At 56.9% G+C, this 13,573-nt stretch carries 12 protein-coding genes and 1 riboswitch; of the genes, 8 read left to right on the forward strand and 4 right to left on the reverse strand.

The window, feature by feature from the left end:
- Positions 1-103: 103 nt before the first annotated feature.
- The 7 genes from yabN (at position 104) to ELR57_RS09015 (ending at position 7,634) form a co-directional block, all read left to right on the forward strand.
- Positions 104-1,585 carry a bifunctional methyltransferase/pyrophosphohydrolase YabN gene (gene yabN, locus ELR57_RS08985; protein WP_126958700.1) on the forward strand — a complete coding sequence of 494 codons (1,482 nt, stop codon included), beginning with the start codon at positions 104-106 and terminating at the stop codon, positions 1,583-1,585.
- A 205-nt stretch (positions 1,586-1,790) separates the two neighbouring features.
- Positions 1,791-2,063: an HU family DNA-binding protein gene (locus ELR57_RS08990; protein ID WP_126958701.1), complete on the forward strand. Its 273-nt coding sequence runs from the start codon at positions 1,791-1,793 to the stop codon at positions 2,061-2,063.
- A 3-nt stretch (positions 2,064-2,066) separates the two neighbouring features.
- Positions 2,067-2,339, forward strand: a complete 273-nt coding sequence (locus ELR57_RS08995; RefSeq protein WP_126958702.1) for an RNA-binding S4 domain-containing protein — start codon at positions 2,067-2,069, stop codon at positions 2,337-2,339.
- A 288-nt stretch (positions 2,340-2,627) separates the two neighbouring features.
- Entirely contained in the window at positions 2,628-3,791 is a 1,164-nt protein-coding gene (locus tag ELR57_RS09000; RefSeq protein ID WP_126958703.1) for an IS110 family RNA-guided transposase, read from the forward strand.
- A gap of 222 nt (positions 3,792-4,013) precedes the next feature.
- Positions 4,014-6,008: a M1 family metallopeptidase gene (locus ELR57_RS09005; protein WP_126958704.1), complete on the forward strand. Its 1,995-nt coding sequence runs from the start codon at positions 4,014-4,016 to the stop codon at positions 6,006-6,008.
- 10 nt (positions 6,009-6,018) lie between these two features.
- Positions 6,019-6,837, forward strand: coding sequence for a hypothetical protein (locus ELR57_RS09010; protein ID WP_126958705.1), 819 nt, complete (start codon positions 6,019-6,021; stop codon positions 6,835-6,837).
- 172 nt (positions 6,838-7,009) lie between these two features.
- A riboswitch (cyclic di-AMP (ydaO/yuaA leader) is annotated at positions 7,010-7,150 on the forward strand.
- A 4-nt stretch (positions 7,151-7,154) separates the two neighbouring features.
- Positions 7,155-7,634, forward strand: a complete 480-nt coding sequence (locus ELR57_RS09015; protein ID WP_126958706.1) for a C40 family peptidase — start codon at positions 7,155-7,157, stop codon at positions 7,632-7,634.
- Positions 7,635-7,722: 88 nt separating this feature from the next.
- On the opposite strand, the gene ELR57_RS09020 is transcribed toward ELR57_RS09015, so the two are convergent.
- From ELR57_RS09020 to ELR57_RS09030, 3 genes are all read right to left on the reverse strand, one after another.
- Positions 7,723-8,511 carry a glucose 1-dehydrogenase gene (locus ELR57_RS09020; RefSeq protein WP_126958707.1) on the reverse strand — a complete coding sequence of 263 codons (789 nt, stop codon included), beginning with the start codon at positions 8,509-8,511 and terminating at the stop codon, positions 7,723-7,725.
- Between the two features lie 225 nt (positions 8,512-8,736).
- On the reverse strand, positions 8,737-10,146 hold the full coding sequence (gene uxaC / locus ELR57_RS09025) for a glucuronate isomerase (protein ID WP_126958708.1): 1,410 nt from the start codon (positions 10,144-10,146) through the stop codon (positions 8,737-8,739).
- A 12-nt stretch (positions 10,147-10,158) separates the two neighbouring features.
- Entirely contained in the window at positions 10,159-11,460 is a 1,302-nt protein-coding gene (locus tag ELR57_RS09030; protein WP_126958709.1) for a Gfo/Idh/MocA family protein, read from the reverse strand.
- Between the two features lie 136 nt (positions 11,461-11,596).
- Here ELR57_RS09030 and ELR57_RS09035 point away from each other — a divergent pair, with 136 nt between their 5' ends.
- The gene (locus ELR57_RS09035; RefSeq protein WP_158629971.1) at positions 11,597-12,451 is read left to right on the forward strand and encodes an AraC family transcriptional regulator; all 855 of its coding nucleotides are present in this window, start codon (positions 11,597-11,599) and stop codon (positions 12,449-12,451) included.
- 134 nt (positions 12,452-12,585) lie between these two features.
- Here the strand turns inward: ELR57_RS09035 and ELR57_RS09040 are convergent, their stop codons facing one another.
- Positions 12,586-13,461, reverse strand: a complete 876-nt coding sequence (locus ELR57_RS09040) for an ABC transporter ATP-binding protein (protein ID WP_126958711.1) — start codon at positions 13,459-13,461, stop codon at positions 12,586-12,588.
- Positions 13,462-13,573: the final 112 nt, after the last annotated feature.

The raw sequence follows: 13,573 nt of genomic DNA on the forward strand, positions 1-13,573 counted from the left end.
GCGACTGGCCAGCGTTTCGCGATATAACGCATAAGCCGCCCATAAGGGCGTTTGTTGCAAGCATGCTTGTCGATTCCAGTTCAACCGGGAAGGATGATGGACGATGTCCCCCTCCATTACGATCGTCGGGCTCGGCTCCGGCGGCGAAGATCAATTGACGCTCGGCATTCTGAAGAAGCTGGAGAGTTCTTCCTTCCGCTTCGCCCGCACCGCCGAGCATCCGGCCATCGCCGATCTCGCGGCCCGCGGCCTTTCTTTCGAGTCGTTCGACTCCCTCTACGAGAGCCTGAACGGCTTCGAAGAAGTGTATGAAGCGATCGCGGGCAAGCTGCTGGACTTGGCAGAAGAGCATCGATCCGCTACAATCATCTATGCCGTTCCGGGCCACCCGATGGTCGCCGAGCGAACGGTGCAGCTTCTGCGCGGCAGGGCGCAGGAGCGCGGCATCGCCCTTGAGATTCTGGGCGGGGAGAGCTTCCTCGATCAAGCGTTCGTTCGGCTGGGCTTCGATCCGATCGAGGGCTTCCAGCTTCTCGACGCTTCCGAGCTTCGCCGCGAGCACCTGCGGCCGCAGCTCCATACCTTGATCGGCCAGGTCTATGACGAATTCACCGCATCCGACGTGAAGCTGAGCCTGATGGCCGTCTATCCGGACGAGCATCCGGTCGTCGTCGGGCAATCGCTCGGCGTTCCCGGCGAGGAGAGGATTCATCGAATTCCGCTGCACGAGCTGGATCGGCTGGAGGACTACGGAAACCTGACGCTCGTTTACGTACCCGCAAGCGAAGATGCCGGCCTGCGCCGTCATTCGTTCGAGCGGCTGCACGAGATCGTCGCGATCCTTCGCAGCCCGGAGGGCTGTCCTTGGGACCGTGAGCAGACACACGGCTCGATCCGCAAGAACTTCGTGGAGGAGACCTACGAAGCGATCGAAGCGATCGACAACGACGATCCGGACAACATGAAGGAAGAGTTCGGCGATGTCCTCCTTCAAGTGCTGCTCCACAGCCAGATGGAAGAAGAGGTCGGCTCGTTCGATGTCTTCGACGTTCTGGCGGAGCTGAACGACAAGCTGATCTTCCGGCATCCTCATGTCTTCGGCGGAGAGAACGCCCAGGACGCCGAAGAGGCGCTTCGCAATTGGGAAGCGATGAAGGCGGAGGAGAAGAGGCGCAAGGGAGTCGCCGAGCGGCAATCCAAGCTGGACGGCATTCCGAAGGATCTGCCTGCCCTTCCGAGGTCGTATAAGCTTCAGAAGAAGGCAGCCGGAGTCGGCTTCGATTGGCCCGATCTGACGGGCGTCTTCGAGAAGGTGGACGAGGAGCTGGCCGAGCTGAAGAAAGCCATCTCTAGCGAATCGCATGATCGTCAGAAGGAAGAGTTGGGGGATCTGCTGTTCGCGGTGGCGAACATCTCTCGTTTCCTCAAGATTGACCCGGAGGAAGCCCTTGCCGGAACCAATCGCAAATTTTCCTCCCGTTTTCAATATATCGAGGAGCAATTACGTATAAGAGGACGTTCCTTTGACGAGACTGATTTACAAGAGATGGAAGAATGGTGGCAGCAGGCCAAAAGCCTTAACTAGAACGCTTTTTAGGCGGCTTCTTGGCGTGGATTCCACACAATTCTAGGCATTTCTTCATATTTCGCGATTTTTTTTGCGAGCGAGGCAGGATTTTTTTAACAGAGAACAGAATACTATTCATCGTGTTACTGCAACCTGAAATTCCTTACGCCCAGAGGCGTTCGGACCAACATCTAAATCAACTTTTTTGGGAGGAATTTTATTTATGAACAAGACAGACCTGATCAACAACATCGCCGAGAAGAGCGGATTGACTAAGAAGGACGTAGAATCCGTTCTGAACGGCTTCCTGGGCGAAGTTTCCGACGCGCTTTCCAAGGGCGACAAGGTTCAACTGATCGGCTTCGGCACGTTCGAAACTCGCAGCCGTTCCGGCCGCGTAGGCCGCAACCCGCAAACGGGCAAGACGATCGAAATCGCAGCTTCCAAGGTTCCAGCATTCAAAGCCGGCAACAAGCTTAAGGACGCTGTTAAGTAATAGATGCGTCTCGATAAATACCTGAAGGTGTCGCGTCTCATCAAGCGCCGCACCGTTGCGAAGGACGTGTCCGATCAAGGGCGCGTCCTTCTCAACGGAAGGGAAGCCAAGCCGGGCAGCGTCGTCAAAGCCGGCGATACGCTCGAGATCGAATTCGGCCAGAAGACTCTGACCGTAAGAATCGAGCGGACGGCGGACTCGGCCAAGAAGGAAGATGCGGAAGGGATGTACACGATCCTGAAGGAAGAGGCTCGCAAGATCGAACCGTTTCTCTAAGAACAAGCTCGCTTTAACTGGCCTTGCGGCGGTTGGGCGGGCTTTTCGTATTATTAGGTCAGCCAGAGATTTCTGGTTGGCCTATTTTTGTGGTCGTTCTATGATGGCGGTAGCCGGGAGAACGTCGGGCTTTTAGGGACATCGATCCCGTACTAAAAACTGTTCTCCCACTACCTCCAATGACCATGTTTGAGCTGGTTGGGGCAATTGACCTCGTATCACAAGCGAAGCTATGGGTTTGGAACCATCGTGGGATTGCCGGCTAGATTTACATCAGGAGGAGCTGACATGGAACCGGTTATCGGATTGGATGTTGCGAAAGGATTTAGCGTATTACAAGCGTTCACGAAGCGTGGTGAGGCGTACGGGAAACCGGAAACCATTCGACATGCCGGTGGACTTGAAAGGCTAGACCATATCATTCGTCAGTTAGAAGAGCAAACAGATATCAAGCCCGTTGTTATTTTGGAAGCAACCGGACATTACCATCGGGTGGTTGTAGCCTATTTGCAGCAGATGAATATTGAGTATTTTATCCTAAATCCCTTGTTGTCCAAACGCTCAAAAAGCGCACAGTTACGCAAAGTTAAAACGGATGCGGCAGACGCCTGGCATTTGGCTGAGATGTACTATCGTGGCGATGTAAAGCCTCACCGAAGTTGGGAAGATCGAATAACAGAGATGCAACACTTGACGAGGCAGCATGAGTTTATGACGGCTCAATTCGTGCAGTCGAAATTGAACGCGAGAGCGTTATTGGATCAAGTTTGCCCGGCATATGAAGGCGTGTTTCATGACCTGTTTTCCAAGACTTCGTTGCGTGTGCTCCTTCATATGCTTCAGGGGGCTGTCGTAACGGAGGAAGTAGTGCGCGAAACAGCAGGCAGTTCGCACGGGAAAGCATGGATTCAATCGAAAGTAGGGCAAATCCAAAACCTGCGGCTCCCTCAGAAGCAAAGCGCCGCTCAAAGGGCAGCATTGTTGTTTATGGTGGAGATCCTGCTTGCTCAACAAGAACAGTTGACCCGACTGGAGATGAGAATCCAAGAAGAGGCGAAGGAGATTCCGGAAGTGGAGTTGCTAAAGACGATTCCAGGCATCGGGGATAAGCTAGCTGCTTCGCTAATAGCGGAGATTGGGGATGCAAAGCAGTTTGAAGATCCAAAACAGTTAGTTGCCTACGCAGGGCTGGATCCGAGTGTGCATAGTTCAGGTCAATTCGTAGCGTCCAGCACTCGCATCACCAAACGCGGCTCTAAACGGCTACGACGCGCACTGTATTTGGCTGTACAATGCGGTATAAGAGGAAGTACGAACGAAAGGCTACGAGCGTACTACGATAAGAAAAGACAAGAGGGCAAGCCCTACAAGGTGACGGTGATTGCTTGCGCCAACAAGCTATTGCATCACATATACGCCATCTTGAAGAAGGGCACGCCCTACACCGCATAATCCATATTTAACCAACATCCTCCGAGCCAACGGAGGTTATTTGGCATGTACAGAATTATAACAAGGTTTTTTCCTAAGACCAAGACGTCAAAGCTTGACAAACATTAGCTGGTTTTTTGTTTTCAGCCGGCTAAGCCCCTGCTTGTTCAAACCCGCAGATATAATCGTCGGACAACCAACATATACATGCCCTAGACGCTTGTCAACGGGAGGGTTAACCGTATGCCCCATCGTCGTATGTACCGCATGCTTGTCCTAGCGGTCTCCGCTGCATTGTTAGTCAGCTCCTTCAAATTCGGATTCGCGGACGCTTGGGCCGGCCAATATGTCTTGCCCGCGGACACGACGCCGCAAGGCTTGCCCGTCATTGGCGAGTCGCTCACCGTTCCCGCATCCGAACCCAATGCCGATGTTCCGTTGGCGCCTACGGCCACCGTGCTAAGCAATCGCGTGTCGGAGTACCACATCTCCGTCACTCTGGGGGATGACGGGACATTGAACGCCCAGCAGACCATCACCTGGAAGAATCCCGGCCGCAAGGAGGTGTCCGACCTCTATCTTCATCTCTACCCGAATGCGTTCTCCCCCGGCAGCACCTTCCTGAAGGAATCGGGAGGCCAGCTGCGCGGCGACAAGATGCAAGCCGGCAGCTACGGTTCGATGACGCTCAATTCCTTGACGACCGAAGAAGGAGAGACGCTGCTCCCCCGGCTCCATTACGTGCAGCCCGACGACGGCAATAGGTCGGACAAGACGCTGGCGACCTTGCTGCTTCCTCATTCGGTCAAGCCGGGTAAAAGCATTACGCTGAGCATGACCTACACCGTGAAGCTGCCGCAGGTGTTCGCCCGGATGGGCAAGGCCGGAGACTTCGTGATGGCCGGTCAGTGGTTCCCCAAGGTCGCCGCCTACGAGACGGTCGGCACGCGCGGAAGAACGACGGAGGGCTGGAACGCCCACCAGTACCACGGCGACTCGGAGTTCTACTCCGACTTCGGCATCTACAGCGTGAGCATCAACGTCCCGGAGAAAGACAAGGTCGCCGCGACCGGCTTCCAGACGAAGCCCGCCGTCATCTCCGAAGGCCGCAAGGTATACCAATTCTACGCGGATGACGTTCACGACTTCGGATGGGCCGCTTCGCCGAACTTCGAATTCGTGGAGGACACGTTCTCTTCGGCGGGGGTTCCCGGGGTACGCATCAAGCTTTACATCGACCCTCTGCACAAAGACCTCGCCGAGAGATACATGCACGCCGCGAAGTCCGCGCTGGCCAAGCTCGGCGAATGGTACGGGGATTATCCGTACTCCACGCTGTCGGTCGTCGTTCCTCCGGCCGATGCGAACGGCGCCGGCGGCATGGAATACCCGACGCTAGTGACGGCCGCGGCTGCGAAGAGCGACAAGCCGGGGTACGACCTGGAGAGGACGCTCGTTCACGAGATCGCGCATCAGTACTGGTACGGCATGGTCGCTTCCAACGAATTCGAGGAGGCGTGGCTGGACGAAGGCTTTACCTCTTATTCCGAGGATAAGCTGATGTCCTCTATCTACGGCGTATCGCCGAGCACGACGGTTGAGGCCAGCTACATGACCCATCCCGAACCGCTCAAGCTGGATTCATGGCGCTACAGCGGCTCGGAGCGGTACGCGGAGAACGTCTACATGCGGGCCAAGCTGGTTCTCAAAGCGATGGAGAAGCAGGTCGGAGACAAAACGATGAACCGAATCCTCCGAACTTACTTCCAGAAGTACAAGTTCAAGCACCCATCCTCCGCCGACTTCCAGAAGGTCGTCGAGTCGGTCACCAAAGACAAGTGGGGCGACTTTTTCCAAGCGTACGTCTATCAAGGGCAGATGGCCGACTTCGCGGTCGAATCCATCCATTCCGTCCCTCAAGACGGAGGCGGTTACGTGACGACCGTGGTGGTTCGGAGAAACGGGGGCAGCGCCCAGCCCGTTGGGGTCCTGTTCCGGTTCGAGGACGGACAGACGGTCCGCCAGACCTGGGACGGACAGCAGAAGCACGCCACTCTGCAGTTGAAGCACGGCTCTCCGCTCTCCTACGCGGCGATCGACCCGTCCATGTCCGTCGTCCTGGATAACCTGCGATTCAACAATTACCTGAAGGCGGAGATCCCGGAGAAGAAAAGAACGCGCTTGAATATCGGCTTCTCGACAATCGTCGAAGGCCTGCTAGGCACATTGGCATGGTGAGGTGAGAGCGATGCGCAACTATCTGCTGCAAGGCTGGACGATGACCCTCAAGCACAAATACGTCCTCATCGTCCTATTCCTGTACCGGCTCCTCTGGGGATTCTTCCTGTATCGCTTCATCGACTCCATCGTCTCTCCCGTGCTGGCCCGATATCCGAACGATCTCCCGAATCCGGAGGCCGTGCGCCTCTTCTTCATCGAAGCGCAATTCCGGCTGTTCAAGACCGATCTCTCCTACGGAGCGCTCGCCATGCTTGCCGGGATGTTCCTGATCCGAATGATCGTCACCCCCCTTATCAATGCCGGACTCTTCTATTCGTTCTGCCATTCGGAGGATTCGCAGGGCACTAAGGTGATGGCCGGAATGCGGCGCTCCTGGCGCGGAGTCACTCTTCTCTATTGGATAGAGACGCTTCTGACGATCGTTCCGCTCGTCTGGCTTGTCCCGAAGCTCTATTCTTCCTACCTGAAGGCGATGACTGCTGGCGCTTGGCTTCAAGAGCTTCTCCCCTACGCTCTGGTCTGGATCGTATGGAGCTTCGCCATTCATCTGCTGTTTCAATTCATGCAGTTCAGCTCGGCCGCGGACGGCTCCATCCTGAACGGGCTGCTCCAAGCTTGCCGGCGGGCGCTTCCGCTGCTGGCCGTCTCGCTGATCCTGGTCGGGCTCGGCCTGCTCGCGTCGCTCCTCTTGACCTCGACGACCCTGCTGTGGACCGGGTTCGCCGCCATCGTTCTGCATCAAGCGTTCCAGCTCGTTCGCTCGCTGCTCTCTCTCTGGACGGCCGCCTCGCAATACGAGGTATGGAGAAGCGAGATCTCCTCCTGATTTTCCTAAAATCCTAGCTTTTGAGCCAAGCCTCCTTATCGAGCGGACGACAGAGTCCGCCGAATAAGGAGGCTTGTCCGCGCTTATTCGTGCGGTTCTAGCTATCATTAAGGTTTTCTAATCTTTGAGAAGCAGGAAAATCGGACCAGAAACCCGAATATATTAACCTCAGTGCAAAAAATTGCCGAATTCCCGCGCACAAGGGAAACGGGGGAACCAGTATTCTGGGTGAATTGATCTCGCTACACAGGGATCATAGGGAACCTTCAACCGAACCCTCCAGCTAACCTCGTAGGCTTTGGAAGGAGTCACCTGTTTTGCGCAAGAAGTTTTCTGCAATCTTTATGGGACTTGCTTTATTGCTTGCTTTCCAGGTTGGCAGCGCTTCGGCGGAGTCTAAACTGGATGGCGAAGTCAGCAAGCTGATTGGCATCGACTACGATTACGGAGGAACGACCACGAGCGGCTTCGATTGCTCCGGCTTCACGGCCTACGTGTTCAAGAAGCTCGGTATGACTCTTCCGCATTCGTCTAGCCAACAGTACGCGCTGGGCGATAAAGTAGCCAAGAGCGACCTGAGAGCTGGCGACCTGGTGTTCTTCAATACCAGCGGCAGCGGCGTCTCTCATGTCGGTGTGTATGTCGGCGATAACAAGTTCGCGCACGCGGCTTCCAAGGGCGTCACGATCTCCGACCTCGATGAGAAGTACTACGCGAAGCGTTATCTCGGCGCACGTCGAGTGATGAGCGATGAAACGTACAACAAAGTCACTTCCGATACCGCGGCAGTGGCGTAAGGTTCGGATCCCCGATCCGTAAAGAAAGAAGGCTATCCGGTCTACTCCTCGAGGAGCGATCGGATAGCCTTCTTTCTATTGCTTGGAATTAATATTGGTTGGATTGGCCGCCGTCGATCGGAATGACGACGCCGTTGATGAATTCGGATTCGCCCGAGAGGAGGAAGGCAACCAGACGGCCGACTTCTTCCGGCTTGCCGAAGCGCTTCTTCGGATTGACGCTGACGAATGCCTTGCCCGCTTCTTCCCAGCCGTCTTCGCCGCCGATTTGCTTCAGCGATCCGACGACCATGTCCGTCATGATAGCGCCCGGAGCGATGGCGTTGATGCTCAGGTTGTATTGGCCGTATTCGATGGCGGCGTTCTTCGTCATGCCGGCTACCGCGTGCTTGCTCGCCACGTATGCGGCTTGGTTATGAACGGCGCGGATGCCTCCGACGGAAGCGACGTTGACGATGGCGCCGGATTGCTGTTCCTTCATGACCGGCAGCACGTACTTCATGCCGTAGAAGACGCCCTTCAGGTTGATGTCGATAACCTTGTCGAACACGTTGCTGTCGTACTCGGCTGTCGGAGCCTGCTTGCCCTCGATGCCCGCGTTGTTGTAGAAGCCGTCGATGCGGCCGAACTTCTTGACGCTGTCTTCCACGTATTGCTTAACGGCCTCTTCGTTCGAGACGTCGGCCGTAAGGAGGAGGAGCTCGGCGTTCGGAGCGACCGCCTTGATTTGATTCTGGGTCTCGACGAGAGACGCTTCATTCAGGTCGATCAGCGACAGCTTGGCGCCTTCCTTGGCCAATTCCAGGGCGGTTGCGCGTCCCAGACCGGAACCGGCGCCCGTAATGACGACAACTTTAGAAGCAAAACGATTGCTCATTTTATTTCCTTCCTCTCTACTCGTTAATAGAATGGGAAGTCGACCGCGGATGCTTCATGCGATCGGCTTTATGTTGGTTTGTTACGTTCTTTATTATAGCGCTATTTATGTCGATTGTCGACAATTTTTATTTGCCTTATTCACGATGTCGTCACCGGATGCCGGCAAAAAGGCCGATCGAACAGCTAAAAGCCTGTTCGATCGGCCCAAATGGACAACCTATCGTTAGAATTGGAAATATTCCTTCGCATTGCGATAAGAGATATCCTGAACGAGTCCGCCCAACAGCTCCATGTCGAGCGGCGCCTCTCCGTTCTCCGCCCATTCTCCCACCAGATTGCACAGAATGCGGCGGAAGTATTCGTGCCTCGTGTAGGAGAGGAAGCTGCGCGAGTCGGTCAGCATGCCGACGAATCGTCCAAGCACGCCGAGGTTGGCCAGCGCCCGGAGCTGCTCCAGCATGCCGTCCTTCGTATCGTTGAACCACCACGCCGAGCCCAGCTGCATTTTCCCCGGGATGCCCCCGCCTTGGAAGCTTCCGATCGCGGACCCTAGCACGGAGAGGTGCGTCGGGTTCAGCGAATAGACGATCGTTCGAGGCAGTCGATCTTCCCGCTCCAGAGCGTCGAGCAACGGCACGAGCGCCGTGCCGACGTTGCTGTCCCCGATCGAGTCGTAGCCGGTATCCGGACCGAGCTTCGCGAACATTCGGGAGTTGTTGTTCCGGGAAGCGTTCATGTGCAGCTGCATCGACCAGCCGAGACGAGCATAGATGCGGCCGAGGAACAGCATCGTGTACGTCTTGTACTTGCGCTCTTCGGAAGGACTGATGGTCTCCCCGGCTCTCGCCTTGGCATAAACGGCCGCCGCTTCCTCCTTCGTCGCTTCCTCGTAGACCGCGACATCGAGCGCATGGTCGGATACTCGGCAGCCTGCGTCATGGAAGAACCGAGCTCGCGCTTCCAAGGCATGAAGCAGCTCGTCGTAGCCGGCAAGTCCGGAGCCCGTAACGGTCTCCAACCGCTCCAGCCAAGGAAGGAACGTTGGCCGGGTGATCTCGAGCGCCTTGTCGGGACGATAGGAAGGCAGCACTTTGACGTGGAAGTCCGGCAGATCCCGGATCTTCAGGTGATCCTCCAACGTGTCGGCCGGGTCGTCCGTCGTGCAGATGACCTCGACCCCGGAGCGCACGATGAAGTCGCGCACCCGGAAGCCTTCCGGCTGCCGAAGCTTGGCGTTCGCCTTCTCCCAGATCATCGGCGCGTTCTTCTCGTTCAGCAGCTCCTCGATTCCGAAGTAACGCCTCAGCTCCAGGTGAGACCAATGGTACAGCGGATTGCCGATCGTCGCCGGAACGGTCTTCGCCCAGGCCAGGAACCGATCGTAGTCGCTGACTCCCTCGCCTCCTGTCACGTACTTCTCCTCGACTCCGTTCGCGCGCATCGCTCTCCACTTGTAGTGGTCCCCGTACAGCCATACTTGCGCCAGGTTGTCGTAGGAGCGATTCGCCAGAATGTCCGCTTGGTTCAGATGGCAATGATAATCGATAATCGGTTGATTCGCCGCGTATTCGTGATAGAGCTTCTCGGCCGTCTCGTTGGACAGCAGGAAGTTCTCGTTCAGAAAGGGTCTCATCCCCATCGCCTCCTACCGATAGAATCGCACGAGATCGTCGATTTGTACAGCTTGGCCGGTGCGGATGGAACGGTTCGCCGCGATTCCCGTCAGAATCGAGCGAGCCCCGTCGACATGGTTCGCCGCACGATGGAACGGATCCGGGACCGGCGTGCCGAACAGGTCGTTAAGGAGTACGGGATCGCCTCCTCCGTGGCCGCCGACGCCTTCTTCGACATTCGCGATATAGGGAGCGCCGAACATCGGGAGTACCTTGATCTGCGCGCCCAGAATCGCTCCCTCGTCCGCTTTGTCCCCGCCGGAGTTCACGTAGGACTGTTCGACGACTTGCATCTCGATGCGGCCCTTCGTGCCGTTGAAGGCGATGCGGTAGCCTTCCCATGGAGCGTACGCCGTCAGCGAATAGGTCAAGATCGCTTGATTCTTATAACGGACGATAACGCCCATCGTGTCTTCGATGTTGATGCCGTCGCCGAAGACGCTCTGGTCGCGGCGGTAGCCGTCCTCGTGCTCGGCGTCGAGGTACATCGCCTTCAGGTGTTCGTTCGAATCCAGGTGGAGAGCGAACGGATCATCCTTCGCGAGAGGATTGCCGGTCGCGCGCTCGTAGAACTTCGTGACGCCGCGCTGTTCGGCATTCTCTCTGCCGTAGAACAGCAGGTCCCCGAAGGCGAACACCGATTCCGGCTGGGAAGCGATCCAGAAGTTGACCAGGTCGAAATGGTGGGTGGACTTGTGAACGAGCAGCCCTCCGCTGTTCCGCTTGTCGCGATGCCAGCGGCGGAAGTAATCCGCTCCGTGCTGGGTGTTGAGCAGCCACTCGAAGTGAACCGACGTCACCTTGCCGATAGCGCCGGAAGCAATAAGCTCTCTCGCTTTCGTATGGTGGGGGGCGTAACGGTAGTTGAAGGTGACGCGGACGCTGCGTCCCGTGCGCTCCACCGCGTCCAGGATTCCCTGGCACTTCTTCTCGTCCACCGTCATCGGCTTCTCGGTGATGACGTCGCAGCCGAGCTCAAGCGCGCGGATGATGTACGTATGGTGAGTCCGGTCGACGCTGGTCACGATGACCGCGTCCGGACGCTGTTCTTCGATCATGCGGTCGAACCGGTCGGAAGGGTAGGTGGCAACGGCCTTGTAATCGTAAGCTTCTACAAGCCGCTTGTTCGCGTAATCCATGCGCGTCTGATTGATGTCGCAGAATGCGAGCAGGTCGGAGGTATCCCGGTAATGGGTGGCGATGGCTCCATAGAAGAATTCGGCACGTCCGCCCGTGCCTACCAATACGTATTTTCTCTTCGCTTGCGATTGCATGCTCAGGTCTCCTGTCCTTCGGGAATGGGAATATGGCTTTATTCTAATGCATGGTAATGCTATAATTCTGCTAAAATCATGCCATAATTGCCTTAAACCCCGCATATCTTGCGCATTGCCAAGGAGAGACCCGCTCATGTCGATCGAAGCGTTCAGCTATGGAAGCACTAGCAGCCTCTACGTCGAATACGTGAAGCGATCCGAGCCTTATACGATGTCGATCGATCACTTCCATTCCTATTACGAGATTTATTACCTGCTCTCCGGAAGCCGGGTTTACTTCGTGAAGGATCGTACCTTCCGGGTGGAGCAAGGCGATCTCGTCTTCATCGACAAGTCCGTCGTGCACAAGACGCTTCAGGGACCGCTCGCTCCCGAGCACGAGAGGATCGTCATTCACTTCACCGATGCCTACTTGGAAGGTGTCGCCGGCTCCAATTCCGCGCTGCTTCTGGAGCCCTTCCGTCAGGCGAGCCCCGTCATCCGTCTTCCCCGCTCCGAGCTCCGCAGCGCGGATACGGTCATTCGCCGGCTGCTGGGCGAGATCCGCCTGAAGCCCGCGGGCTACGAGCTGGTTCCGCCGGCCGCCGTCACCGAGCTTCTGCTGGCGACCTCGCGGAGCCTCCGGGAGAACGCCCACATCGGGCTGGACGGCGACACTTCCCCCAAGCACGCCAAGATCTTCGAGATCGTCCGTTACTTGAACGAGCACTACGACGAGCCCGTTAAGCTAGGGGAGATCGCCGCCGATTTCTATATTAGCCCCTATCATCTAAGCCGTTCCTTCCGCGAGGTGACCGGCTTCACGTTCTCCGACTATCTGCTGCTTACCCGAGTGAAGGAAGCGCAGAGGCAGTTGAAGGAAACCGATCTCCCGATCGCCGGGATCGCGGCTTCCTGCGGCTTCGACAACTTCTCCCACTTCGGCAAGATGTTCAAAAAAATAACCAGGCAGTCCCCTCGGGAGTACCGGAAGGGAGCCAGGTTCTGAACGTTGCTGCCTGTTGCGGCGGATGGTGAAGGATGCCCGCCGATGAGGTTCGCGGTTCACCGAGGTTGATCTCGGCTGACCGGAGTTGACTGGTATGGACTGGGGTTGACCCAGGTTGATGGAGTTCGGTTCGGTCAGCCTGCGGCTCCTACGGGCTCGGCATGCGGAATCGCAGCAGGCGCTTCCGAGCCGGCGGCGGCGCCGGACGCCGCTTCGGCCTGCGCTTCGTGAGCCAATCCGTAAGGCAAGCACATCGGCGTGCCCGAGCGGGGATCCGGAATGACGTCGGCGTCGATTCCGAAGACGACGCGGAGCATCTCCGGAGTCATGACCTCGACCGGATCGCCTTCGTACCGCACGGAGCCTTGCTTCAAGGCGACCATGTGCTGGGCGTAGCGGGCGGCATGGTTCAAGTCGTGGACGACCATGATGATCGTGCGCTTCTGCTCCTTGTTCAGCTTCTCCAACAGCATCATGACTTCGATCTGATGCGCCATATCGAGGAAAGTCGTCGGTTCGTCGAGCAGCAGCACTTCCGTGCCTTGGGCGACGGCCATGGCGATCCACGCCCGTTGGCGCTGCCCGCCCGACAGCTGGTCGACCGGCCGGTCCGCGAACGCGAGCATTCCGGTCGCTTCCATGGCCCATTCGACCATGCGCAGGTCTTCCGACTTCAAGCTACCGAATCCCTTCTGATGCGGATACCGTCCGAACGAGACGAGCTCTCTTACCGTCAGCCCGTCCGGCGAAGTCGGGTTCTGCGGCAGAATGGCCAGCTGCTTCGCCACTTCCTTCGTCGGCTGGCGGTGAATCTCCTTGCCGTCGAGATAGACTCCGCCGCTCAGGGGATTCAGGATCCGGGCCATCGACTTCAGAATGGTGGATTTGCCCGAGCCGTTGGAGCCCACCAGGGCCGTGATCTTCCCGTCGGGGATCGACAGGTTCAGCTCCTCCACGATTCTCCGGCTTCCATATCCCAACGACAGTTGATTCGTATTCAGACGAGACATAAGATCTCTCCTCGTTATCGCATTTATGTAGCAATGCCTGCCTTCGGACATTGAAAATGCTTCTCAACATCTTGCATTATGTTGATGATAATCGTTCTCAATGAATATGTCA

This window comes from Cohnella sp. AR92 (genome assembly GCF_003990975.1).
Lineage (GTDB): Bacteria > Bacillota > Bacilli > Paenibacillales > Paenibacillaceae > Cohnella.